Raw genomic sequence first — 24,886 nt, forward strand, 5'->3', positions numbered from 1 at the left:
TGAGGCATAAAAAAAGGGAACCTTCCGGTTCCCTTCTACTATACATTCAAACGCTTATGCTTTGTACTTACGCATTACCAGCGTCGCGTTCGTGCCGCCGAAACCGAAGCTGTTAGACATGACGGTGGTCAGTGTCGCTTCCGTTGGTTTCGTCACGATGTTCAGGCCAGCAGCCTGCTCGTCCATCTCATCAATGTTGATGCTTGGGGCGATAAAGCCGTTTTCCAGCATCAGCAGAGAGTAGATCGCTTCCTGCACGCCCGCAGCACCCAGAGAGTGACCGGTCATTGCTTTGGTGGCAGAAATTGCCGGGCTGTTGTCGCCGAAGACTTCGCGGATCGCACCCAGCTCTTTCACGTCGCCTACCGGAGTAGAGGTGCCGTGAGAGTTCAGGTAGTCGATTGGCGTATCAACGCCGTGCATCGCCATCTTCATGCAGCGCACCGCACCTTCACCGGATGGCGCAACCATGTCGGCGCCATCAGACGTTGCGCCGTAGCCCACGATCTCAGCGTAGATATGCGCACCACGTGCCAGCGCGTGCTCCAGCTCTTCAACCACAACCATACCGCCGCCGCCTGCGATGATGAAGCCATCACGGTGGGCGTCGTAAGTACGGGACGCTTTTTCCGGGGTTTCGTTGTACTTGGTGGACAGAGCGCCCATCGCGTCGAACTCACAGGCCATTTCCCAGCCCAGCTCTTCGCCGCCGCCAGCAAAGACGATGTCCTGTTTACCCAGCTGGATCTGCTCAACCGCGTTACCGATGCAGTGTGCGGACGTCGCACACGCGGAACTGATGGAGTAGTTCACACCGTGGATTTTGAACGGAGTGGCCAGGCATGCGGAAACCGCAGAGCCCATGGCTTTGGTGACCACGTACGGACCTACCGCTTTCAGACCACGCGGGCTACGCATTGCGTCAGCACCGAATACCTGCGCTTTAGATGAGCCGCCGGAACCAGCGATAAGACCTACGCGGGGATTGTTCTGGTAAACTTCCGCGCTCAGACCTGCATCTGCAATCGCTTCCTGCATGGAGAGATAAGCATAAATAGAGGCATCGTTCATGAAACGAACCACTTTGCGGTCAATCAAACCGGTGGTGTCCAGTTTGACGTTACCCCATACGTGGCTACGCATACCTGAATCTTTAAACTCTTCAGAGAAAGTGATCCCGGAGCGTCCTTCACGCAGAGATGCCAGGACTTCCTGCTGGTTATTACCGATGCTGGAAACAATGCCCAGGCCAGTAATCACTGCACGTTTCATTCAATACCTCTGTAAGTCGCACTATAGTAAGTTTCGAGTCGCACAATAGCGTACACTTGTACGCCGAACAAGTCCGATCAGACATTTTCTGCGGAAATTTGCACCGATGGACTCACATCGTTAAGATCGTGCCACTGCCTGTCAGACGAGTAACTTACGTGAAACAAAACGCTATACAACCCGCCAACCTCGAATTCAACGCTGAGGGTACACCTGTTTCCCGAGATTTTGATGACGTCTATTTTTCTAATGATAACGGACTCGAAGAAACTCGCTATGTTTTCCTCGACGGAAACCAGCTCAGCACCCGCTTCCCGGAGCATCCGCGGAGCCTGTTTGTGGTCGCGGAAAGCGGATTCGGCACCGGGCTCAATTTTTTGACCCTCTGGCAGGCGTTTGACCAGTTTCACGCTGCCCACCCTGAGGCTACGCTACAAAGATTACATTTCATCAGTTTCGAAAAATTCCCGCTCACCGCGCACGATCTACGCCTGGCCCATCAACGCTGGCCGGAGCTGGCAACCTGGGCTGAACAGCTTCAGGCACAATGGCCGCCTCACATTGGGGGGTGCCACCGCCTGATTCTGGACGGCGGACGCGTGACGCTGGATTTGTGGCTGGGCGACATCAACGACCTTACCGATAAGCTTGATGATGCGATGAATCAGACGGTGGACGCGTGGTTCCTGGACGGTTTTGCGCCTGCCAAAAACCCGGATATGTGGAGCCAGCATCTGTTTAACGCAATGGCGCGACTTGCGCGTCCGGGCGCAACGCTCGCCACCTTCACCTCAGCAGGCTTTGTTCGCCGCGGCTTGCAGGAAGCGGGCTTTACCATGCAGAAAACCAAAGGTTTTGGCCGCAAGCGCGACATGCTGGTCGGCAGGATGGAGCAGACGCTGGACATCCCCGCCAGTGCACCCTGGTTTGCGCGCAGCGCCAGCGCGTCACGGGAAGTGGCGATAGCAGGCGGAGGGATCGCCAGCGCCCTGCTGTCTCTTGCGCTTATCCACCGTGGCTGGCAGGTGACGCTTTATTGTGCTGACGATGCGCCAGCAGGTGGGGCCTCCGGCAACCGCCAGGGGGCGCTCTATCCCCTTTTAAACGCGCACGATCCGGCACTGTTCCAGTTTTTCCCGGCGGCCTTTACCTTTGCCCGTCGCCTGTATGATGCCCTGCCGGTGACGTTCGATCATGAATGGTGCGGCGTGACGCAGCTCGGCTGGGATGAGAGAAGTCAGCAAAAAATCGCGCAGATGCTGTCCCTGGGACTGCCGGAAGACATTGCGCGGGCGGTAAGCGCGCAAGAGGCCGCCGACACCACCGGCGTTGAAACCTGCTGCGAGGGCATTCAGTATCCGCTCGGCGGCTGGCTGTGCCCGGCTGAACTGACCGCTGCGGCGATTGACCTTGCGCAGTCACGCGGGCTGACGGTCTACTATGCCCACAAGGTTGAATCGCTGTCCCGAACAGAACGCTGGAATTTGCGTTTTGCTGATGGCAAAGAGGCAAGCCATGCCAGCGTTGTGCTGGCGAACGGACATAGCATCAACCAGTTTATCCAGACAGAATCCGTACCGGTTTATCCGGTCGGCGGCCAGGTGAGTCATATCCCTACTACGTCCGAACTGGGCAAACTGCGTCAGGTGCTGTGCTATGACGGCTATCTGACGCCACAAAATCCGTCTAATGGTCATCACTGCATCGGGGCGAGCTATCATCGTGGCGAAGCGGATATGCGCTACAGCGAGGCGGATCAACAGCAAAACCGCCAGCGCCTGATTGACTGCTTCCCGGATGCAGCGTGGGCGAAAGAGGTTGACGTCAGCGAAGGCGCGGCCCGCTGTGGCGTGCGCTGCGCAACGCGCGATCATCTCCCGATGATGGGGAATGTGCCGGATTATGAGGCAACGCTTGAAGCCTATCACGACCTTGCAAACCACCAGGAAACGGTGGTAGCTGCACCGGTTTATCCCGAACTGTTTATGCTGGGTGGGCTGGGTTCGCGTGGATTGTGTTCTGCACCGCTACTGGCTGAAGCCTTAGCCGCACAAATGAGCAACGAGCCGCTACCGCTGGACAGAACAACGCTTGCGGGGCTGAACCCGAATCGATTGTGGGTGCGAAAACTGCTGAAGGGGAAGAAGGTTAAGTAGGGTGCGGACGGGTGCCCTCACCCTAACCCTAACCCTCTCCCACAGGGAGAGGGGATATTCGTAGGCCCGGTAAGCGCAGCGCCACCGGGCGAAATACGATGACTTAGCGTTTAGCCTGCTGGAACAACGTGTCCCACATGCCCAGCACCAGAGACTGGTCGCGCGGGGACAGTTCACCCGCCTGAATCGCCTTTTCCAGGCTGCGGGTGACTTCATCATGCACTGCTTCGGCAGAATGATCGTCTCCTGCCTCCAGCTCGGCAACAGCCAGCGTCAGGTGACCACGCAGATAACCGCTGGCGAACAGCTCATCATCACTGGCGTGTTCCACCATGTCATCAATTAACGCCAGAATGCGTGATTCAAATTCTGCGATCATCTTTTTTCCTCAGTTAAAGATCTTCCGGCCAGGGGAAGCATTCCGCCGTGATCACCGGCGTGTGGTAATAATTCTGTAAAGCCTCGATCAGGCGTGCCGGACGTTCCGGGATGCCTTTCTCAAGATATTCCATCACCTGTGCATGCACGCGGCGCTGGAAGACGATACGGTCTGGCTCGAAGTCGCCTTCGAGGTTGTCACAGCTGACGTTGAACGGGAAACCCGCCGCGACACAGAATAGCCATTCCAGCGCCTGCGGTTTCACTTCCACATCTTCAAACTGGCCCTGGGTTGCGGCGTCGCGTCCGTCCGGACAGTACCAGTAGCCAAAGTCCACCAGCTCGCGACGCGCTTTCCCCGCAATGCACCAGTGCGAAATTTCATGCAGCGCGCTGGCGTAAAAGCCGTGCGCAAAGACGATCCGGTTGTACGGCACTTCGGCATCAGCAGGAAGATAGATCGGTTCGTCGTCGCCTTTAATCAGACGGGTATTAAAATCATCAGCAAAGCAGCCGTTAAAAATCTCAATCAGCTGTTCGTAGTTATGCGTACTGTACATTAGTTCATCCCCAACCAGTGGAGGATCTCCTGTCCATGGCTGTCATAAAGAAGCTTTGCGCTCATGACCGCCGAAACGATGACGATCATCGGGCGGATCAGCTTCTGACCTTTGCTTAATACCAGGCGCGAGCCCGCGCGCGCGCCCAGGAACTGCCCTGCCATCATGACAAAACCGGTTGCCCAGATGACCTTGCCGCCAATGATAAACAGCAACAGGCCACCAAGGTTAGAGGTCGCATTAAGCACTTTGGCATGGGCGGTAGATTTAGCGAGGTTAAAACCGGCCAGCGTCACAAACGCCAGCGCGTAAAACGAGCCTGCGCCCGGGCCAAAGAAGCCGTCGTAAAAACCGACGCAGCCCCCGGCTATCAGGGCAAACGGCAAACCATGCAGGCGACGCTGACGGTCTTCTTCACCGAGCTTTGGCATCAGCAGGAAGTAGAGACCGATGCAGATAACCAGAATCGGCAGGATCTGGCGCAAAATATCGGACTGTACGTGCTGCACCAGCAGCGCGCCCGACGTCGAGCCGATAAAGGTCATCAAAATATTGAGCTTCTGATCGGCGAGGCTCACCACCTTGCGGCGGATAAAATAGAGTGATGCTGAAAGCGAGCCGCCGCAGGCCTGAAGTTTGTTGGTGGCCAGTGCCTGAGCGGGGCTCATGCCCGCCGCCAGCAGTGCGGGTACCGTTAACAACCCGCCGCCGCCAGCAAGCGCATCAATAAACCCGGCTAACATGGCAACAAAAAACAGCACCACCAGCAGCAGCGGGGACACCATAAACAGATCGACGAAATTATCCATTAAAGTACATGCTCATCCAGTAGCGCCTGGCAGGAAGGCGGCAACGGAGGCGGTGTCTTCTTCTCAGGCTTAGAGGTTCCAGGTTTTGCCGGTTCAAACCAGCTCTGCAGCTCCGCACCGCAGCCATCGCCTGGCGGAGGTAACGGCTGATCTTCACATTCCAGGCTGTTTGCCGGGCAACGCAAACGAACGTGCATGTGCGCACGATGCTGGAACCACGGGCGCACTTTGCGCAGCCAGTCGCGGTCAGTTCCGGCATCCAGGCAGAGCTGTTGTTTGATGGCCGGATTCACAAAGATCCGCGTGACGTCGTTATCTTCTGCTGCCAGCTTGATCATGCTGGACACATCCCGCGTCCACAGGGAGGGCACCACGCGCTTACCGTCACTCGCCACCAGATCCAGCGCCTGCGGTTTCAGCAGTTGCGCGGACGTCCAGCGTGTTTTCGGTAGCTGCAGGAAGATATCGACATCCAGTCCGGTCTGGTGGCTGGCGTGCCCGCCGTTAAAGCGCCCGCCCGCAGGCATGCCCATATCGCCAATCAGCATCGTCCCCAGCCCCAGGTTATGTACCTGGTTTCCCAGTCGCTGAATAAACAGCACCAGGTCAGGGTGACCGAAGTAACGGCGCTGGTCGGTACGCATCACCTGATAAGTATCCGATTGCAGCGGAAGTGCCTGCGCGCCGACGATACAGCCGTTCGAAAAGGCGCCGATAGACTGCGCGCTGCCCGCCACCGGATGGGTGATCTTTTGCCACGGCGTGGCGGCCAGACTGGCTCCACTGGCGAGCAGCGCCAGCAGAGCAATTGCGGTTTTTTTCATGGTTACCAGCGTGGAATGGTGGTCGTCACATCCGCATTCTGCGCGCGCTGGCGCAGGAAGTGATCCATCAGCACGATCGCCAGCATCGCTTCTGCGATCGGCACCGCACGGATCCCCACGCAAGGATCGTGACGTCCTTTGGTGATCATCTCAACTTCTTCGCCAGAGCGGTTAATCGTGTGGCCCGGCACGGTAATGCTGGAGGTCGGCTTCAGGGCAATATTCGCAACAATCTGCTGCCCGCTGCTGATCCCGCCGAGGATGCCACCCGCATGGTTGCTCTGGAAGCCCGCTTTCGTGATTTCGTCGCGGTTCTGGCTGCCGCGAAGCTGAACCACGTCAAACCCGTCGCCAATCTCTACGCCCTTCACCGCGTTGATGCTCATCAGCGCGTGCGCAATGTCAGCGTCGAGACGGTCAAACACCGGCTCGCCCCAGCCTGGCGGCACGCCATCGGCCACCACGGTGACCTTCGCCCCAATGGAGTCACCCTCTTTTTTCAGGCCACGCATCAGCTCGTCCAGCGCATCCAGCTTGTCGGCATCGGCGCAGAAGAACGGGTTTTGCTCAACCTGGTCCCAGTCTTTAATGGCCAGCGGAATATCGCCCATCTGGGTCAGACAGCCGCGAATAACGATGCCGAATTTCTGCTGCAGGTATTTTTTGGCAATGGCACCCGCCGCCACGCGCATCGCGGTTTCACGCGCGGAAGAGCGTCCGCCGCCGCGATAATCGCGGAAACCGTACTTTTGCTCGTAGGTATAGTCAGCGTGGCCCGGACGGAATACGTCTTTAATAGCGCCGTAGTCCTGAGAACGCTGGTCGGTGTTTTCGATCAGCAGGCCAATGCTGGTCCCGGTGGTGCGGCCTTCAAAGACGCCAGAGAGAATTTTGACCTGATCCGGCTCGCGACGCTGCGTGGTGTAGCGAGAGGTGCCCGGACGACGGCGGTCAAGGTCGTGCTGCAAATCAGCTTCAGTCAGTTCGATGCCGGGCGGTACGCCGTCAACGATACAACCTAAAGCCAGCCCGTGCGACTCACCAAAGGTGGTCACGCGGAATATCTGTCCAATACTGTTTCCTGCCATCACGGCTCCGATGTTGTTGTTTGTGTTTGAGCGTTGTGAAACGGGCCGAAGCCCGCTGGATTAATCTTTATAGATACTGAAGTATTCGCGCGCGTCGAGCAGCTGCGCTTTGGTCAGCATAAAGACGCCGTCACCGCCGTTATCGAACTCAAGCCAGGTGAACGGCACATCCGGGTACTGCTCTATCAGATGTACCATGCTGTTGCCCACTTCACAAATCAGAACACCGTCGTCGGTCAGGTAATCCGGCGCGCAGGCCAGAATGCGACGAGTCAGCTTCAGGCCGTCAGTGCCTGACGCCAGACCCAGCTCCGGCTCATGACGGTATTCATTTGGCAGATCGGACATGTCTTCCGCGTCGACGTACGGCGGGTTAGTGACGATCAGGTCGTACTGCAGCGTCGGCAGGTCGCGGAACAGATCCGAGCGGATTGGCGTAACGTGCTGGATCAGGCCGTGCTCTTCAATGTTGTGCTCGGTGACGGCCAGCGCGTCGGTAGAGATATCGACGGCGTCCACTTCCGCTTCCGGGAAGGCGTAGGCGCAGGCAATCGCGATACAGCCGCTGCCGGTGCACATATCCAGAATGTGCTGCGGCTGATGGTGAATCAGGCCTTCAAAGTGGTTGTTGATCAGCTCACCAATCGGTGAACGCGGCACCAGCACGCGCTCATCAACATAGAATTCGTGGCCGCAGAACCAGGCTTTGTTGGTCAGGTAGGCGACCGGAATGCGTTCGTTGACGCGGCGGATCACCCGCTCAACAATGCGGTGTTTTTCACTGGAGGTCAGGCGCGCGGTGCGCATGTCTTCCGGAATATCCAGCGGCAGATAAAGAGACGGCAGCACCAGCTGAACGGCCTCATCCCACGGGTTATCGGTACCATGACCGTACCAGATGTTGGCGGCGCTGAAGCGGCTAACCGACCAGCGCAACATGTCCTGTATGGTATGCAGCTCGTTTACTGCTTCATCGACAAATATTTTATCCACTCTTTCCTCCAGGGCATGCTCGCATAATTTTCGGCGGCTAGTTTGCCATGAAGACGGCGATAAATCAGCAATGACGCGTCGCGCTTGAGGTTAAAAAATGCGTTTAGTCGGGTACACTATCGGAAATACGAGATGAGAATGACGAATGAAAAAGAAAACATCGCTCAGCGAGGAGGATCAGGCTCTCTTCCGCCAGCTGATGACCGGGACGCGTAAAATCACGCAGGACACCATTGTCCATCGCCCGCAGCGTAAAAAAATCAGCGACGTTCCGGTCAAACGACTGCTGCAGGAGCAGGCGGATAACAGCCACTATTTTTCAGATGAGTTTCAACCGCTGCTGAATACGCAGGGCGCGGTGAAATACGTACGCGAGGACGTCAGCCACTTTGAACTGAAAAAATTACGTCGCGGAGATTATTCACCGGAGCTGTTTCTCGATCTGCACGGGTTAACGCAGATGCAGGCGAAACAGGAGCTGGGGGCACTGATCGCCGCCTGTCGCCGCGAACACGTGTTTTGCACCTGCGTGATGCACGGCCATGGGAAACATATTCTTAAGCAGCAAACGCCGCTGTGGCTGGCTCAGCATCCACATGTTATGGCGTTTCATCAGGCACCCAAAGAGTACGGCGGAGATGCCGCATTGCTGGTGTTGATAGAAGTTGAGGAGTGGCAACCGCCTGAGTTGCCCTGACAGCATGGCGGGAAGCACATTTGCACCCCGCCCTGTCGCACGTCACGTCAGATAGCTTTTGCCATCTTCAGGTTGCACGGACTCATTTGCCAGTTAAAGACCCCTTTGCCGGTTTCGTCGAGGGTGACGTTGGCAATGGCGGATGTGGTGAACATTGGCGGCGTTTCGCCCGGGCACAACTCAGAAACCAGATAGCCAACCAGTGGCAGGTGGGAAATGACCAGTGCGGAAGCGACACCTTCATTGCACAGTGCCTGAAGGTAGGCGCTGACAAGGCCGACATCACCGCATGGCGTCAGTTCAGGAAGAACATCGACACTGGATGGCAGGTTCATACACTCCCCTACCACGTCCAGCGTCTGTTCAGCACGCAGGAACGGACTCACCAGAACGCGTTCGATATCCACTTTTTGGCCTTTAAGCCAGGTTGCCATCAGACGAGATTCGTCGCAACCACAGACTGTTAAAGGACGTACTGAGTCACTGGCGGCATCGAGTGCCGCGTCGCCGTGACGCATGATAAAAACTTGCATATTGCACCGCTTTTGTTAACCAGAATCACCGGCGTTGACTACCCGCGATAAATGCTCTGAGGTAGAAAACCCGATGGCCGGGCATTGTGCCTGATCCATTCGGTGAATGAAACGCTGTTTTTTACCTCAATGGCGTAAGTATAGTCAATCTCTGTTTACAAAATCGCCAGAACAGGTTCATTCACGTCGGGATTTACCCTTCTTTGACCTCAGCTTACGAGGACAGTTTCCCTTGCAGGCCAAAATGTCTGGCCCCGTTCCGCCATCTGCAATAATTCGTCACACGGTGTAAACCGCGGGCCATATTGCGTTGCCAGACGTTGCAAAATAGCCACCACTTCACCCGCGCCGAGTGTATCCATGTAACGGAACGGGCCGCCAAGGAACGGCGGGAAACCAATACCAAATACGGCGCCGATGTCGCCATCCCGTGCGCTCTTGATCACCTGCTCACCAAAGCAGCGTGCCGCTTCATTGAGCATCATCATCACACAACGTTCAGCACACTGAACGGCGGAGAGTCTCCCCTGACCTGAGGTCGGGATAAGCCCATAAACAGAAGGGTCGACCTGTTTCTTGCTTTTACGCCCTTTCGCGCCGTAAAGATAGAAACCGCGTTCATTTTTTCTGCCTTTGCGATCGTCCTTCAAAATTGCAGAAACAATATTTGCAGGCGGCGCAAAACGATCGCCATACGCGGCTTCCAGTACAGGTATAATTTTAGTGCCGGTGTCTATTCCCACCTCATCCAAAAGTTGGATAGGACCAACGGGGAAGCCAAACTTTACCAGTGCCTCATCGACGTGCTCAATCTTCTCCCCTTCCGTCAGCAGCCGCATCGCTTCGTTGATGTACGGCGCCAGAATACGGTTGACGTAGAAGCCGGCTTTGTCCGCAACCACGATGGGGGTTTTGCCCTGTTTTTTCGCCAGCTTCACCACGGTAGCGATGGTTTGCGGGCTGGTTGTGGCGTGAGGGATCACCTCCACCAGCGGCATTTTTTCTACCGGGCTGAAAAAGTGCAGACCAATCACCTGCTCAGGACGCGCGGCTTTCGCTGCGATATCGCCGATGGGTAATGACGACGTATTCGAGGCAAAAATGGTATGCGGCGCGCAATGCTGTTCAACGTCCGCCACCATCTGCTGCTTGAGCGCCAGATCTTCAAATACGGCTTCAATCACCAGATCGCGGTGCGCAAAACCGCTGTAGTCCGTCGTGCCGGAGATCATCGCCAGGGTTTTATCACGCTCGCTTGCCTTGATATGGCGGCGCTTGACCTTTTGATCAAGGTTCTGCCAGCTGTACTGCAGCGCGTGGTTGATTCCCTTAGGGTTAATGTCTTTGATGCGTACCGGCAGTTTCCCTTTACTTGCGGTAACGAAAGAAATGCCGCCGCCCATCAGTCCACCCCCGAGCACGCCAATTGCACGCAGCGGAGCAGGCTCAGCCTCACTGCCCGGATCTTTTTTCACCTCTGTGCTGGCGAAGAAGATGCTGCGCAGCGCCCGTGACTGCGGCGTCATCGCCAGCTCGCCAAAGGCTTTGGCTTCAGCGGCATAGCCGCTACTGCTTCCCTGAGATAACCCGGTTTCAATCACCTCCAGGATTCGTTTCGCCGCCGGGTAGTTGCCTTTGGTTTTTTGTTCGGTCTTTTTGCCCACCATGTTGAACAGGATCGTCCTTCCCAGAGGACCCGCCAGCACACGCTCTCGCACCGGAAGAGGACGTTTTGGCTGGCGACCTTTCAGCGCCAGTTCTACAGCAGCTTCCAGTAAAATCGAGTGGGGAACGACATCGTCAACCAGACCGGCTTTCAGCGCCTGACGGGCACGCAGCTGCTTGCCGGTGAGAATCATTTCCAGCGCGGTGCTAACCCCTACCAGGCGCGGCAGACGCTGCGTGCCACCGGAACCAGGCAGGAGACCTAATTGCACTTCCGGCAGGCCCAGAACGGTTTTCGCATCGTCAGTACAAATGCGGCTGTGGCAGGCCAGCGCCAGCTCCAGTCCACCCCCCAAACAAGCACCGTGGATCGCGGCAATCACCGGGATCGGCAGCGCGTTGATCTCGGCCATCACCTGCTGCCCCTGACGCGCAAGATCTTCTGCTTCCTGCGCGCTTTGCGCCCGGGCGATCATGTTAATGTCGGCCCCGGCAATAAAGTTATCCGGCTTGGCCGAGATAAACACCAGACCGCGAATGGCCTTGTTTTCGCGGATCTGCCTGAGCATTGCGCGAACCTGAGTGCCAAACTCCGCCTTCAGGGTATTTATTTTTTCGTCAGGCACATCAATGGCGATCACGGCGACGTTATCGAGGCGAACCGTCAGGTTAAATGCAGATGTCATTTCCATTATTCAGCCTCCAGAACCATTGCAGCACCCAGGCCACCCGCCGCACAGGCGGTCACCAGGCCAAACCCGCCACCGCGGCGACGTAGCTCGTGTAATGTCTGAGTAATCATCCTCGCCCCTGTCGCCGCAAACGGATGACCATAGGCAATCGAACCACCCAGCACGTTGAATTTGCTTTGCTCCACTTCACCCGTGGCATGAGCGCGCCCCAGCACATCACGTGCAAAACGCTCGCTTGCCAGCAGCTGTACGTTTGCCAGGGTTTGTGCGGCGAAGGCTTCGTGCATATCAATCAGGGTTAAATCAGCCAGCGTCAGCCCTGCGCGATCCAGCGCCAGCGGCGTGGACCAGGCCGGACCTAACAACATGTCCTGCCAGACATCAATGGCGGTGAAGGCATAGCTGCGCAAATAGCCCAGAGGGGTGATGCCCAGCTCTTTCGCGCGGGATTCGGTCATCAGGATCACGGCGGCTGCCCCATCCGTCAACGGTGTACTGTTGGCCGCAGTCACGGTGCCATGTTTACGGTCGAACGCCGGACGCAGTTTGGCGTAATCCGCCAGCGTCGAGGTACCGCGGATATTGTTGTCTTCAACCAGTGGTTCCCGATAAGGAGGCGTATAGGCGGTCATCACCTCGTCGGTGAGCTTGCCCTCTGACCAGGCTTTCGCCGCCAGCTGATGTGAACGATGCGCCAGCTCGTCCTGCTGCTCACGGGTAATGCCGTAGGTTTTCGCCATCTGTTCCGCGGTATCGCCCATGCGCAGGCCGGTAGAATATTCAGCGACAGCAGGGGGTACAGGCATCAGGTCGCGCAGACGTAAACGCGAGAAGAGTTTGAGCTTCTGACCGGTCGTGCGGGCTTTGTTTGCATCCACCAGAATACGGGCCAGCTTTTTACTGACGCCAATAGGCAGTACCGAAGAGGAATCAGCGCCTCCGGCGATCCCGGCGCGAATGGTGCCCGCCATGAGGCTTTCCGCCACGTTAGCCACCGCCTGAAAACTGGTCGCGCAGGCGCGGCTGACGCTATAGGCATCCGTATGAACGCTCATCCCGGTGCCGAGGACAATTTCTCGCGCAATATTGGGAGCTTCAGGCATCTGAACCACCTGGCCGAAAACCAGCTGTTCAATGACCTCAGGCGGAATTTCGCTGCGAGCCAGCATCTCCCCCACCACCATTTTCCCCAGATCGACAGCCGGTATGCCATGAAACGCCGTTGCCTGACGCGCAAACGGCGTACGCAAACCACTGACAATGGCAATGCGATCGCCCTGACGGGTAATAAGCGGTAATGCCTGACTCATAACACTCCCCTGTAAAAAATTGACGCAAACGTTAAGTGGTCTGACCTGATAATAGTCTTAACCATTTTTTTACATTCAGCCAATTGGGGAAACGAAAAAGTGCGAGGTAAGACACAGAGAAGAAAAAGAAAATGCCCCTGCAGGGCAGAGGCATTTGTGCGGTTTGTTGCCGGGTGGCGGCGTTGCCTTACCCGGCCTACACGATCGTAGGCCCGTGCAAGCGAAGCGCCGCCGGGCAAAAAGATTAACGCAGGCCCAGCTGGAAAATCAGCGTTTCTGCTTCGCAGGCAAACACGAAGTCAATATCCAGCTTCACGCCGCCGTCCACCTCGGTGAAGGTAGATTTGATTTCGCACGGATCGGATTCAACATCACGCGCACGCTTGCTCAGCGCGGACAGGGTCTCTTCCGCTTCAGCGCGGTTGGTGAACACACGGCTGTAAGACGCTGTGCAATCGGAGTTGTCCATGATGGTGCCAACATCCATACAGCAGCAAACCGGGGTTTCATCAGCACTGCATTTACTCATAGCTCAATTTCCTCTGTATTCGCGCAGCGCGCGAGATAAACACGATGCTGCTATTTTACGCCCCAGCGCAGGCTCTCTCCAGCCGTTAATGGCGCAAAATCGGATAAGTGACCAATATCACACTAAAAAATGATCTAAAACAAAAACCACCCTTTTGACTGAGTCGCGATGGTCACATTTTTGCCAACCAGATCTCGTTTCATGAAACATGTTTGAAAATATTAATAAACAAACTTGCAACATCCTAGCTGGTCAGACCTATACTCTGGCCACTGGTCTGATTTGTCTGTCAAACCTCAGACCCTACACTTCGCGCTCCTGTTACGGTATGTAACAATTATTGAATAAAAATAACTCAATGAGGTTATGGTCATGAGCCAGAAAACCCTGTTCAACAAGACTGCGCTGGCAGTCGCAGTGGCAATCGTCTCCACTTCCGCCTGGTCAGCGGGCTTTCAGTTAAACGAATTTTCTTCCTCTGGCCTTGGCCGCGCGTATTCTGGGGAAGGTGCAATTGCTGATGATGCAGGTAACGCCAGCCGTAACCCTGCACTGATCATGATGTTCGATCGCCCGACCTTCTCTGCGGGTGCGGTATATATCGATCCTGATGTCAACATTTCTGGCAAGTCGCCTTACACAGGTGCGAGCCTGAAAGCGGACAATATTGCCCCGACCGCATGGGTACCCAACCTGCACTTCGTTGCACCTATTAATGAGCAATTTGGCTGGGGGGCGTCCGTCACGTCCAACTACGGCCTTGCAACTGAATTCAATAACAACTATCCGGCAGGTGAATACGGCGGTAAAACCGATCTGACGACGCTGAACCTGAACCTGAGCGGTGCTTATCGTCTGAACGACAGCTGGAGCTTTGGTCTGGGCTTTGATGCCGTCTACGCTGATGCAAAAATTGAGCGTTACTCCGGCGAGCAGACTGCCAGCCTGCCGAAAAACAGCAATAAAATTGCCAGCCTGAAAGGTGATGAGTGGGGCTATGGCTGGAACGCCGGTATCCTGTATGAGCTGGACAAAAACAACCGTTGGGGCCTGACCTATCGTTCCGAAGTAAAAATTGACTTTGACGGCGATTACAAGAGCGGCATCCTGGCGCCAGTCAACAACCTGGTTCCAGGCGCGGGTACCACCATTCCATGGGGTACTTCAAACCAGACAGTTCCAGGTTCACTGTCGCTGCATTTACCAGAAATGTGGGAAGTCTCCGGTTACAACCGCGTGGCACCACAATGGGCTATTCACTATAGCCTGGCCTACACCAGCTGGAGCCAGTTCCAGGAGCTGAAAGCAACCGGCAACAATGGTCAAACGCTGTTCTATAAGGATGAAAGCTTCCACGACGCCTATCGTATTGCGTTGGGTACCACCTACTACTACGATAAAAACTGGACTTTCCGCTCCGGTATCGCATTTGACGACAGCCCGGTTCCGGCAGACAAACGTTCCATTTCCATTCCGGATCAGGACCGCTTCTGGTTAAGTGCTGGTGCGACATATGCGTTCAACGAGAATGCGTCCATCGATGCGGGCGTATCTTATATGCACGGTCAGAAAGTGACGTTCCAGGAAGGTCCGTACGAGTTTACCTCTGAAGGTAAAGCCTGGCTGTTCGGTACGAACTTTAACTACGCGTTCTAAGCGCACTGAAATCGAAAAAGGTGAGCATCGCTCACCTTTTTTATTTATTCCGAATCGATATCTTTGAGTTCGTTTTCGATAGCCTTCGCGTTTGGATTCTCCTCCGGCTTCAGCTTGCCACCGTTGGCAATAAAATCGTGATTCTGGAAGTATGCTTCACGCACCATAATGTAAGGATCGGAAGACTGGCGCAGCAGACCGTCTGAGTCGAGCAGTTGCGCACGGGTTTCAATCCCTTCCACCGTCCATTTACCAATCGACAGCGGCCAGGTCAGCCACGACAGGACCGGATACAACGTATCGACCATATCGCCACCATCATCACGCACGGTGAAGCTGCCATAGAACGGCAGGTGGACATACGGACCATAACCTACGCCATAATGCCCCAGGGTGCTGCCGAAGCGGTGCGGTTGTTCACGCTGCAGTTTCGGGTTCGCCATGCCAGCGACATCAATAAAGCCGCCCATCCCCAGCAGGGAGTTCAGGAAGAAGCGAGTAAAGTGCACCATCCCCTGATACGGGTCGCCCTGCAGGAAGTAGTTCACCATAACCGCGGGCTCTTCGAGGTTGCTGGTAAAGTTGCTTAGCCCGTTACGCGCAGGCTGTGGAACATAATCGCGCCATGCCACTGCCACCGGCCGAACCACATACGGATCCAGCACGTTGTAGTTGAAGCTATACATGGAGCGGTTAAATCCTTCGAGAGGATCGGAGCGTCCCGTTTGCTCCCCGGAGCTGGCGCAGCCCACAAGCATCGTCATGCCCAGCGCAAGCGCCGACAGCCGAAGTTTCATAAATATCTCCCTGTTCAGTATGGCTATCGTTGATTGCCATCCGTAACGAAGCATCTGGCGCTCCGTCTGTAAACGTGCAAGTGATTGTAACAGCACGTTTACCGATGTCTATGAGCACAAGCACGGGCAATAAACACCGTGGCTCTGATCTCAGCATAGCCTGGCTTTTGGAATTCGTTTCGCTGGCAATTTTATAATGCCTTTGAAAGAGATGTCTCACCTTTATTGTCATTGCCGCCAATTTAAGAGCATCCCCACAGGCATCCTGATAAAAGCCGCTACGCTTAAAAGAAAGATCAACCTCCGGGAGCCGTTATGAAAGAAGTGGGTGAAGACAAAATTGCAGAGAGCAAAGAGGATATTGAAATTGAGAGCGAGGAGAAAGCGCGCGGCGAGAAGATAGAAGTTGATGAAGATCGCCTCCCCTCCCGCGCGATGGCAATTCACGAACATATACGCCAGGATGGCGAAAAGGAGATGGAGCGCGATGCCATGGCCCTCTTCTGGTCAGCCATCGCTGCGGGACTGTCAATGGGCGCGTCACTGCTCGCAAAAGGGATATTTCATGTTCAACTTGAGGGTGTACCCGGCGGTTTTTTACTGGAGAACCTCGGCTATACCTTCGGCTTTATTATTGTCATCATGGCCCGCCAGCAGCTGTTTACTGAAAACACGGTGACTGCCGTTCTGCCAGTGATGCAAAATCCAACCCTCGGCAATTTCGGTTTATTGTTGCGTTTGTGGGGCGTGGTCCTGCTGGGTAACATTATCGGCACGGGTATCGCCGCCTGGGCGTTTGAATATATGCCGATCTTTGATGAACCTACCCGGGATGCGTTTGTGAAAATTGGCATGGACGTGATGAAAAACACGCCGGCCGAAATGTTCGCAAACGCCATCATCTCCGGCTGGATTATCGCCACGATGGTGTGGATGTTTCCTTCCGCAGGCAGCGCCAAAATTGTGGTGATCATACTGATGACCTGGCTGATTGCCCTGGCGGACACCACGCATATTGTGGTCGGTACCGTTGAAATACTTTATCTGGTCTTTAATGGTACGCTTCACTGGACTGATTTTTTCTGGCCGTTCGCCCTTCCGACGTTGGCCGGGAATATCTGCGGCGGAACGTTTATCTTCGCGCTGTTAAGCCATGCACAAATCCGTAACGACATGTCTAACAAACGCAAAGCTGAGCTAAAGGCGCAGGAGAATGAGGGCAATTCGGCAAAAAAAACGGGCTGAATGGTGACTCTTTGAGCAGTCAGGCGGCGATGCGCTTAACGCAAAGTGTAAATAACGCTATACTCGTGCCGCCTCGTCCCCTTAGTTAAATGGATATAACGAGCCCCTCCTAAGGGCTAGTTGCAGGTTCGATTCCTGCAGGGGACACTTTGACCTTTCTCTCTTTTTTCAGCCAATTTCGCCCCATCAACTCATTGAGCAGAGGCGTCCTGTTTTATTTGAGCATAACGTGTTGCCAGTTGTTTTAAATGCAGCTCAAGTTGAGTCTTCTCCCCTTCAGGAAGTACATTTCCAGCAGGATACTGCGACAGTCGTCGGAGCTGTTCTTCAGCCGGTATCGATTGATTAAATGACTGCATAGCGGAAAAAACCACTGACTTCAGCTCACTGACGGTCATGTATTTCCCCTTCTGCTCATCCAGACCGTTCAGGCGGTGACTCAACTTCTCCAGCGTTGCCATCCCCTGATGCCAGCCGTTCAGTTGTTCTGTTGGTAAAGCCGCGGCATTCCGTTGCTGCTGCCACTGCTGCACCAGAGGCTTAGCCTGCTCCGGCCACAACATCTCAGCCTGTTCCGTGAGTTTTCGGCTGTAAGTCATACTCCAGTCAGGAGGCAATTTATCCAGCAGGGCAAGTTGCTGCTGCGTTTGCGCGATAGCCGTTTTCGGTAACGAAGATTGCTGGCGCAACGTTTTAAGCTGTTCAGATGACAGAGGTGCAGGTAAAGGTGACAATGAGGCTGCAAGCTGAGCCTGTAGCGGGTCAGGACGGTGAAGATACTGCCAACTCCATAATGCAAGTGCGCTTATCACCAGCATGATCCCCATTCCGGCGACGAAAGATTTCCACTTTTTCATCGGACCGGGTATTGCCGTCTGAACGTCAACATTCGCCGGGTACTCCGACTGTGCGACATACACCCATTTTACTGCTTCGTTCCGGGCGTTATCTTCTTCAACAGGACCACTGGCAGAGACGGTTGCTCCCTCGCTGTTTTCCAGCCGGACAGCACTGTTGTGCATCAGGGTACGCAGCGTATCCAGCTGGCTATGATGCTTAAGCTCCAGGCGCTGCAGCACCTCCCCCAGCGCGGTGAGCCGTTGCTCAGCCTGGTACAGCTGGCTGAGGTCGCTGTAATTGAGCGGGAGCGAGCGCATCCGTTGCTGCAGACGCTGACTCAGGCTGCTGAGGATTTCCATGCGGGCATGAACCGGCTGTGGCCACATCGCCCCCCACTGATGACTAATCAGCGCCTCCAGTATCGCCAAACCTTCATTGAGCCCGAATAATCCGGCCAGCTGCGTCCGAGCCAGCGTGTACCAGGCCAGCGTCTGAAGCTCCACGCCGTTCTGCTCAAACAGTGAAAGACAAAGTTTCTCGACATGCTGCCAGTTAACGTCTGGACGCGCCGGATGGGTGAGCTTACTCAGCTCATCACGCAGGGCGGTATAGTCCGGTAGCGTGCGCGGGTCGCCGCCGGTTTTGATTTTACGTGGGATAATGTCATTCATGGCCAGTCGTCCATTTGGCGTATCAGGAGTGAGTGAAGGTCGTCGTTTATGCGGCTTCGCGTGCTGCATATTCAGAGGGGGCTGCAGTACCCGCAGCTATGGCAGAAGCGCCAGAATCAGACCAAAAAATGTGCTCTCATCAAAACGCTGTCCAGAACGTGATAATGCACCCGCCGGAGTATAGGTCCAGTCGCTCACCGTACCTGAACGCATAAATAAACGCCCCAGTGACGATATGCTTCCTTTAGTGTGAAAGGCCGCTTCCACACATCCGGTCACGCCCTGACCGTACAAAAATACCGGCGTAAACGTTACAGACCGGTCGTCGTAATGCAGGACGATACCGGGAATGTCAAAAGCCCCGCCCTCCACCAGCAGGTCCGTGACCGATGCAGTGAACAGCTCCATATTCAGTCCGGTACCTGTCAGCCACGCGTCCATTTGCTCCTGAAGCTGTGCCATTCGCTGGCGGAACGCTGCAATATCGGCCTGAGTTTTGCTGGTAAACGAAACCGGAACTGGCTGTCTGGCCTGTAGTTTTTTGAGGAACTGTGATTTTACTGACATGGTGTTTTCTGGCCTTACAGACGAGTTTTCGTATCGAGATATTGCTGTTGCTTAAGATGCCGCAGGAGAACCCGCCCTTCCGGCATAAACTCGGTGCCGTAGCGCACCAGGCCGATACCTTTGAGCTCAGCATCAATGGCATAACGCAGCTCGCCAGGTACGTTTTGCTCCAGCAGTACTACATCTATCCTTTTCAAACGGGGTTCATATTTGAGCAGGACAGCCGACAGGGTGCCCATAAGTTCATGGGCGGTACCTGGCATACCCTGGAGGATTTTGGTCATATCCGGCAGGCCATAGTCGGGCAGATGCGCCAGCGTGCCGGCGCGGCAGTTGAGAACGCGCTGCATGTTATCCAGTACCGACAGAATGACCTGATTTTCCTCGCTGACCTGGCAGAGGTTCAGGCCACCGGTGAAATTCCCGGTTAGCATTTCATACAGCGACGGCGTGTTATGTCCCTGGGGCATTAGTCGTCCTTAAGTGGTTGCAGTGTCAGAGAGTTATCGCCAGCCTCCAGAATGCGGGGTTTGTCCGGATCCAGTTCGCTGCGGTTGATTACCTGCTTCCAGGTATTGTTGGTCATATCCGGATGGCGAAACAGCCCCACCACAGCAACAAACTGTGCCGCTTCTTCCATGGGCATATCGAGGTTTGCATCACCGCCCGGTTTCACCACGACATCACGACTCGCCAGCAGGTCCTCTTTCAGAAGGGTGGCATCATCCTGAAGCAGTTGCTGATAGACCGTCTTATCAAAGGTTTTGCGGTCTTTGAGCTGGTAAATCCGGACCACCACAGGTTCAGACAACGAATGATTTTCCCGGGAGTCGGTGTTCAGCGCCTCACGTGCGGTGAAGTCCAGATGCAGTACTTTAATTTTTTTATAGAACACGGCATTAAACGCTGACCTGGTACCGTCAGTGACGCTCTGCGTCACTCCGCAGCCCGTCAGAGAGAGTGCCATCAGGGGCAACAGCCAGCGCGTGGTCTTAGTTAAACTTGTACGTAACACGTCGGTTTCCTTGTTGTGGTTTCACAGGCTCCAGCCCGCGGTAATAACCCAGCTCTGTCGTAAAGGTCTCAGGGATGTCATCAGGAAGGCTGTCAGCTCCAGCTCCCAGCACGCCGTTCATTCCCAGCCAGAAAGGATTTTCGCCTAAAGGAGGGGCGGCCAGCAGTCGGACAGGCGTGGTCAGGGTGATCCTGGCCTTAAACCGCCATCCCAGGTACACCCGCAGCATCACCAGAAAATCCTGATACAGCAGACCATCCGGTTTCCAGCCCTGCGCTTCCTGTTCGTTATCGGTCTTGAGTGCGACCAGCAGCTGGCTGCCCGCATCCATTGCTTCGTCCCCTAAAGGCGTATTGCCATCAAGCAGGAAATCGTCATTACCGTAAAAACCCAGAGGCTTACCGATCTCCACCGGTCGAAGGCAGTACGGGCTGACCTTTACGCGGGTATCCGGAGCAAGCAGGCTCACCAGTGCCTGCATCCCTTCCTGGGTTTTGCCTGGCTGCTGCAGAACACCCAGCAGCGCCAGAAAGCGCGACACTGGCGTGGCAATATGGTTTGCCGTACCCGGTATACCCAGCCCCACCAGGCCCAGCAGCGACTGTGAAATGCTGTCGCTACCGCCCGGTTCAAACGTGGCAGGATAGGAGTATTTACGCCAGATGCGGTAAAACTGCGTCAGGATGCGGTGACTGAAGATATCCAGAAAGCCCTGCAGCGCGTCATGCCCTTCCCGTCGCTGCGTAATGTCATCGAGATAGGCCGTCGGTAGCGGTGAGTCGACGCCGTACATCCCCATAAACGTGGTGCGAATAACCGGCGGCTTGCCGCTATCATCCTCGTCGTATTCAACCGCTTTCAGCTCGCTGGCCGGGAACCCCATCCCCGGATGCGGCGCAAAGCGTACCGGGTCATCCGCCGGATGGCTGGTCGAGCCCATCAGCGGTCTGCCAGGATGACGCTTCTCCAGCAGCTGGCATAAACGGTAAAAGTTGATGCGGTGAAGTTCGGCTTCCAGCCGCGGGGTTAGCCGGGAATGCGCCGGTTGTGCTTCTCTTCCCATTCCAGGCGTTCTCCGGTCGGTTGCAGAATAATAATCAGGCGGTTAAACAGATAGATATCGGTATAGAGCGCAAAGAAGCGGCTCAGCATCTCGCCGAACAGACAGATGTCGCCGCGCCCGGCAAAACCATGGCTATCGAGCGTGACTTCAATCTGCACGCCGCGAACAAGGTAACCCTGCTCGAAGCGCTCGGTTTCGCTGTGCTTCACATCAATGATCGCTTCCAGGCGACGGCGATTCATCTCGCTGTCGGTCCACTCATAGAGCGCCAGGGTGCCGCGCAGCACGTCGGCGTTGTCCATCATCGACAGGAAACCGCTGCCAAGGTGGCTCAGCACGCGCCAGTGGAAACGATCCTGGGCCGGGGGATAACAGGGAAGCGTTGGCGCACAGAGGTTACGTACGGCGATGCTGGCTGACGTGGTTTTCATCACCGTATCGAGCACGGTGCTTTGCAGCGCCCGTCGCGGAAGCTGGCCGTTGGTGCCGGTAAGCGTCAGGGACAGGCTCTCGTCTGCCGGTACCGTGTGGTTATCAAACGCTTCACCGCCAAGAATAAGCCAGGTATTGTGCAGACCCGACGGGCCGCGACGCACGCGAGTGTGATAATAATATTCCGGCGCTTCATGGCGCATCATGCCGCCTTTGTGGCGGAAGCTCGAAAACGGCACGTAGGTATGCTGACTCGATGACATCACTGAATCGACCGCGTAAATCTCTGTATGACCGTCCTGCACGCGCATCGGCCGCAGCAGGTATTCAGTTTGCAATGAGTTGAGCGTCAGTGGGTCAGATTCCAGCGGGAACAGGTTTATCACCGGCACGCAGTTCAGGCGCAGATGCTTTTCGGTAAAGCTGAAGTCATACTCCCAGCGTTCCGCCAGCACCACGTCGATTTCAAACCAGGGAAGTTCAGCCGGAAAGACCACGCTTTCCAGACCACGCAGGCCGGTGAACATGAATTTCTCGCGGAAGGTGAAGTACTCCAGCAACAGCTGATATCCGCTAAAGCTGCTGCTGCCCTTCGGCCACAGGTCGTCGTCATCGCCAAATCCCAGCGCGGTGAAATACCCGTCGAGCGGTCTTCTGTCCATGTCGCCTGGCATCCGTAGCCACAGGCGAGCAACATTCATGGTAAAAGCTTCATGCATGGCGCAGGCGAGTGGTGCATCAGCGTTAAAGTAAAGCGGGATCAGGCTGAGATCGACACGGCTCCAGTCGGCAAGAGGGCTGCAGTTGAAGCGCAGGCTGATAACTGAACGCCCATCAGGATCGGTCGACAGGCGGGCGTGCTCCAGCGACAAGGGCTGAAGGGTAATCTCTTTGGTGGTGGTGTACCGGCAGCGCGTGCCCTTCTCGCCGATTGGCCGTGAATTAACCTCGAAGCCTTTGACAATACGCATCTGCTCTTTCATTTCACGCCAGTCAGGGGTGAATTCCACCACCGACATCGACGGAATCGTACGCAGGTAATGCGGCCATAACAGGCTGACCAGCCCTTCGGTCAGTTCGGGCAGATCATCGTCGAGTTTCTCACGCAGCCGACCCATCATGAAGGCAAAGCCTTCAAACAGGCGCTCCACGTACGGGTCCCGCGCGCCCGCTTTATCGAGGTTGAGCATTGCCGCCTGCTCGGGATGAGCACGGGCAAACTCTTCGCCGGCTTCCAGCAGATAGCGCATTTCGGCGTCGTAATAACGCAGGGTTAAATCGTCCATATTGATTTCTGCTTAGTAAATTGCTGCGTGTTAAACACTTAAGCAGACTCTGGGAGTCTGACATGGGGAATCAAATAGAAAAAAGAATCATCACTGCTGGGTACAAAAGGACGGTTTTATGGCGTATTTTTTTGCCATGCCAGGCATCCAGCCCACAGGGCTCCCCTGGCATTCTATATAACCTTTATCCATTAAAGATATCGTGTATCTTTCTGAAAAGATAAACATTCCCAGGACAGTCAACGCTAAGAGGATAAACGTAGTTTTCAATAATTTTTTACCCGATGTAACGGTTATCTGCCTTCCGGCAATAATAACAGGGAAGATCATAGCCAATAACGGTGAGAAAAAAAAGAAAAATGCAGCAGCAAAAACCACCCAAAATGTGAAATTAACGACATCGGGGTATGAAAGATATTCACGTAACTTATAAATACCGAGATATGAAATCCCGATGGAAACCACCAGGAAGAATGCTACGCCGAAAAATGCAATAACTCGTTGTTTAAAAGGATACATTATCAATAATCCATCGGAATAATTTCTTGTAGCGTTTCACGCAAGTATTTTCTGGTTTCAGCAATCACGAACTCTTTCCCGGTCCGTAGCATCCCATCCAGATACATAGCACCAAGATCCCAGAATCCATCCTCGATCTCGCGAGCTTTATCTATAAACTCCTGTTGTGCATTCTCAATTAATTCAAAAAGTTTATCCGTCACTTTAAAATGATCGTCCAGCACGTTCAATGCGATGCTTGCCCCGAGACCAACAAGTACGACAGCCACAAGTGGGCCAATAACAAATGGAGTCATTGTCAATAAAGCACCAGCCCCCCAACTGATAGTAGAAGCAATACCAATTTTTACGACATCTGTTGCCAGTGAGCCTATAAATTCAGCCAGACTGGTACCGTCATTCATTATGAAATCAATGGTACGATACGCGAGAGCAAAATAGAAAGTTATTACAGTGCCTTTTACAATGGTATTTTTAACACCAAACTTCCCAATTCCCAAACTGACCACCTTAGGATTTTTAAGAGCATATACAGGTGCATTTAATATTTTTCGCACCCCTGCATATCCAGTAAGCTTTATAAGCTCAGTTCCATTTTTATTCACGTACACAGTAGATTTAATATCATACAATTTTAAATCTGCAATAAGCATAGTTGTTGTAATGGCATCTTTAATACCCAATCCATAATTTACTGCAATTTGTCCTGGCTGACTTTGTGTCAGATCCACCCAACCATTTTTGTAAAATCCCCATGATGACAGTATTTCATATACTTCGCCGAGCGTAAGTAGCATAACTTCTTGGCTATTGGCCTGAAGCATAGCCCTTAACTTATTATCCGGGAAGTTACGTGTGTTACGTAGAGCCGGGTAGTCTGGCACAAAAACCGATGGTTTTTGCTCACCGGTCAAATAACCAGGCACTTCAGGGGAGGTTTGCGTCTTGGCGGCTGTAAAACCGGCTTCCGATTCTCTAGCGGAAGCTCCACTGCTCTTCTCGTACGTATCATCCATCATTGACGGAATAAACTTCGCCTTACAGGGGCAGGTACTGTAACTGTCGAGGGTTCCGGCCATTCGCCTGTCGTGTATGGTGTCATTGTCGATGCCACCGGCGATTTTGAAAATCCCGGCATGTTTACCGCAGGTGACACTGTCCTGCTCCCGGGCTACAGGTTTATCAAACAGTGTGTGATCCTCTGCGCCCGTGGTTATTCTCCCGCCGCAGGTCGTCTTATCGCCCTGCACCAGATAAAAGCCTTCTGCAGCCATATTTTTCCCTTACTT

24 protein-coding genes and 1 tRNA gene are annotated in these 24,886 nt (G+C 54.6%); 5 read left to right on the top strand and 20 right to left on the bottom strand.

Translation table 11 applies throughout. The features are described 5' to 3' along the window. Positions 1 to 54 precede the first annotated feature (54 nt). On the bottom strand, positions 55 to 1,272 hold the full coding sequence (gene fabB / locus ABFI50_RS02650) for a beta-ketoacyl-ACP synthase I (RefSeq protein ID WP_014884674.1): 1,218 nt from the start codon (positions 1,270 to 1,272) through the stop codon (positions 55 to 57). Between the two features lie 158 nt (positions 1,273 to 1,430). Between fabB and mnmC the strand changes: the two genes are divergently transcribed. Beyond that, on the top strand, positions 1,431 to 3,428 hold the full coding sequence (gene mnmC, locus ABFI50_RS02655; protein WP_347485293.1) for a bifunctional tRNA (5-methylaminomethyl-2-thiouridine)(34)-methyltransferase MnmD/FAD-dependent 5-carboxymethylaminomethyl-2-thiouridine(34) oxidoreductase MnmC: 1,998 nt from the start codon (positions 1,431 to 1,433) through the stop codon (positions 3,426 to 3,428). Positions 3,429 to 3,531: 103 nt separating this feature from the next. Here the strand turns inward: mnmC and ABFI50_RS02660 are convergent, their stop codons facing one another. Genes ABFI50_RS02660 through prmB form a run of 6 tightly spaced genes read right to left on the bottom strand, consistent with a single transcriptional unit; the run spans position 3,532 to position 8,080 of the window. Next, complete coding sequence (locus tag ABFI50_RS02660) at positions 3,532 to 3,807, bottom strand: YfcL family protein (protein WP_014884676.1); 276 nt, start codon at positions 3,805 to 3,807, stop codon at positions 3,532 to 3,534. 13 nt (positions 3,808 to 3,820) lie between these two features. Continuing rightward, a complete protein-coding gene (locus ABFI50_RS02665; protein WP_071922004.1) occupies positions 3,821 to 4,366 on the bottom strand; it encodes an elongation factor P hydroxylase in 546 nt (181 codons plus the stop codon). Beyond that, positions 4,366 to 5,175 carry a sulfite exporter TauE/SafE family protein gene (locus ABFI50_RS02670; protein WP_023330989.1) on the bottom strand — a complete coding sequence of 270 codons (810 nt, stop codon included), beginning with the start codon at positions 5,173 to 5,175 and terminating at the stop codon, positions 4,366 to 4,368. Before ABFI50_RS02670 ends, ABFI50_RS02665 begins: the two co-directional genes overlap by 1 nt. Continuing rightward, positions 5,175 to 5,999, bottom strand: a complete 825-nt coding sequence (mepA, locus tag ABFI50_RS02675; protein WP_014884679.1) for a penicillin-insensitive murein endopeptidase — start codon at positions 5,997 to 5,999, stop codon at positions 5,175 to 5,177. Before mepA ends, ABFI50_RS02670 begins: the two co-directional genes overlap by 1 nt. 2 nt (positions 6,000 to 6,001) lie before the next feature. After that, on the bottom strand, positions 6,002 to 7,087 hold the full coding sequence (gene aroC, locus ABFI50_RS02680) for a chorismate synthase (RefSeq protein ID WP_014884680.1): 1,086 nt from the start codon (positions 7,085 to 7,087) through the stop codon (positions 6,002 to 6,004). Between the two features lie 60 nt (positions 7,088 to 7,147). After that, the gene (gene prmB / locus ABFI50_RS02685) at positions 7,148 to 8,080 is read right to left on the bottom strand and encodes a 50S ribosomal protein L3 N(5)-glutamine methyltransferase (RefSeq protein WP_213783755.1); all 933 of its coding nucleotides are present in this window, start codon (positions 8,078 to 8,080) and stop codon (positions 7,148 to 7,150) included. A gap of 145 nt (positions 8,081 to 8,225) precedes the next feature. Here prmB and smrB point away from each other — a divergent pair, with 145 nt between their 5' ends. After that, entirely contained in the window at positions 8,226 to 8,777 is a 552-nt protein-coding gene (gene smrB, locus ABFI50_RS02690; protein ID WP_045281766.1) for an endonuclease SmrB, read from the top strand. A gap of 47 nt (positions 8,778 to 8,824) precedes the next feature. Here the strand turns inward: smrB and sixA are convergent, their stop codons facing one another. The 4 genes from sixA to ABFI50_RS02710 all read right to left on the bottom strand — a co-directional run bounded on the left by sixA (position 8,825) and on the right by ABFI50_RS02710 (position 13,506). Further along, the gene (sixA, locus tag ABFI50_RS02695) at positions 8,825 to 9,310 is read right to left on the bottom strand and encodes a phosphohistidine phosphatase SixA (protein ID WP_014884683.1); all 486 of its coding nucleotides are present in this window, start codon (positions 9,308 to 9,310) and stop codon (positions 8,825 to 8,827) included. 209 nt (positions 9,311 to 9,519) lie between these two features. After that, on the bottom strand, positions 9,520 to 11,667 hold the full coding sequence (gene fadJ / locus ABFI50_RS02700) for a fatty acid oxidation complex subunit alpha FadJ (RefSeq protein WP_347485300.1): 2,148 nt from the start codon (positions 11,665 to 11,667) through the stop codon (positions 9,520 to 9,522). Next, positions 11,667 to 12,977, bottom strand: a complete 1,311-nt coding sequence (fadI, locus tag ABFI50_RS02705) for an acetyl-CoA C-acyltransferase FadI (protein ID WP_347485301.1) — start codon at positions 12,975 to 12,977, stop codon at positions 11,667 to 11,669. Before fadI ends, fadJ begins: the two co-directional genes overlap by 1 nt. Positions 12,978 to 13,221: 244 nt before the next feature. Beyond that, on the bottom strand, positions 13,222 to 13,506 hold the full coding sequence (locus ABFI50_RS02710) for a YfcZ/YiiS family protein (RefSeq protein ID WP_014884686.1): 285 nt from the start codon (positions 13,504 to 13,506) through the stop codon (positions 13,222 to 13,224). A gap of 372 nt (positions 13,507 to 13,878) precedes the next feature. Here ABFI50_RS02710 and fadL point away from each other — a divergent pair, with 372 nt between their 5' ends. After that, the gene (fadL, locus tag ABFI50_RS02715) at positions 13,879 to 15,162 is read left to right on the top strand and encodes a long-chain fatty acid transporter FadL (protein WP_014884687.1); all 1,284 of its coding nucleotides are present in this window, start codon (positions 13,879 to 13,881) and stop codon (positions 15,160 to 15,162) included. A 44-nt stretch (positions 15,163 to 15,206) separates the two neighbouring features. On the opposite strand, the gene mlaA is transcribed toward fadL, so the two are convergent. After that, positions 15,207 to 15,959: a phospholipid-binding lipoprotein MlaA gene (gene mlaA, locus ABFI50_RS02720; RefSeq protein ID WP_023338584.1), complete on the bottom strand. Its 753-nt coding sequence runs from the start codon at positions 15,957 to 15,959 to the stop codon at positions 15,207 to 15,209. Positions 15,960 to 16,274: 315 nt separating this feature from the next. Between mlaA and ABFI50_RS02725 the strand changes: the two genes are divergently transcribed. Together ABFI50_RS02725 and ABFI50_RS02730 are read left to right on the top strand one after the other, a co-directional pair. After that, a complete protein-coding gene (locus tag ABFI50_RS02725) occupies positions 16,275 to 17,204 on the top strand; it encodes a formate/nitrite transporter family protein (RefSeq protein ID WP_014884689.1) in 930 nt (309 codons plus the stop codon). A 75-nt stretch (positions 17,205 to 17,279) separates the two neighbouring features. Beyond that, positions 17,280 to 17,351, top strand: a tRNA-Arg gene (locus ABFI50_RS02730). A 44-nt stretch (positions 17,352 to 17,395) separates the two neighbouring features. Here ABFI50_RS02730 and ABFI50_RS02735 read toward each other — a convergent pair. From ABFI50_RS02735 to ABFI50_RS02770, 8 genes are all read right to left on the bottom strand, one after another. Next, complete coding sequence (locus ABFI50_RS02735; protein WP_347485304.1) at positions 17,396 to 18,715, bottom strand: VasL domain-containing protein; 1,320 nt, start codon at positions 18,713 to 18,715, stop codon at positions 17,396 to 17,398. Positions 18,716 to 18,811: 96 nt separating this feature from the next. Continuing rightward, positions 18,812 to 19,282, bottom strand: coding sequence for a hypothetical protein (locus ABFI50_RS02740; RefSeq protein ID WP_023331000.1), 471 nt, complete (start codon positions 19,280 to 19,282; stop codon positions 18,812 to 18,814). A gap of 14 nt (positions 19,283 to 19,296) precedes the next feature. Further along, a complete protein-coding gene (tssE, locus tag ABFI50_RS02745) occupies positions 19,297 to 19,752 on the bottom strand; it encodes a type VI secretion system baseplate subunit TssE (protein ID WP_045269247.1) in 456 nt (151 codons plus the stop codon). Beyond that, positions 19,752 to 20,297: a type VI secretion system lipoprotein TssJ gene (gene tssJ / locus ABFI50_RS02750; RefSeq protein ID WP_023338587.1), complete on the bottom strand. Its 546-nt coding sequence runs from the start codon at positions 20,295 to 20,297 to the stop codon at positions 19,752 to 19,754. The genes tssE and tssJ overlap by 1 nt, the downstream gene beginning before the upstream one ends. After that, positions 20,275 to 21,360, bottom strand: a complete 1,086-nt coding sequence (tssG, locus tag ABFI50_RS02755) for a type VI secretion system baseplate subunit TssG (RefSeq protein WP_347485306.1) — start codon at positions 21,358 to 21,360, stop codon at positions 20,275 to 20,277. Before tssG ends, tssJ begins: the two co-directional genes overlap by 23 nt. Then, on the bottom strand, positions 21,324 to 23,078 hold the full coding sequence (tssF, locus tag ABFI50_RS02760; protein ID WP_179121099.1) for a type VI secretion system baseplate subunit TssF: 1,755 nt from the start codon (positions 23,076 to 23,078) through the stop codon (positions 21,324 to 21,326). The genes tssG and tssF overlap by 37 nt, the downstream gene beginning before the upstream one ends. A 90-nt stretch (positions 23,079 to 23,168) precedes the next feature. Next, a complete protein-coding gene (locus ABFI50_RS02765) occupies positions 23,169 to 23,597 on the bottom strand; it encodes a hypothetical protein (protein WP_179121100.1) in 429 nt (142 codons plus the stop codon). Positions 23,598 to 23,599: 2 nt separating this feature from the next. Next, positions 23,600 to 24,871, bottom strand: a complete 1,272-nt coding sequence (locus ABFI50_RS02770; protein ID WP_248217237.1) for a PAAR domain-containing protein — start codon at positions 24,869 to 24,871, stop codon at positions 23,600 to 23,602. Between the last annotated feature and the right edge of the window lie 15 nt (positions 24,872 to 24,886).

The organism is Enterobacter sp. HNDS-6, assembly GCF_039850505.1.
Taxonomy (GTDB): domain Bacteria; phylum Pseudomonadota; class Gammaproteobacteria; order Enterobacterales; family Enterobacteriaceae; genus Enterobacter; species Enterobacter kobei.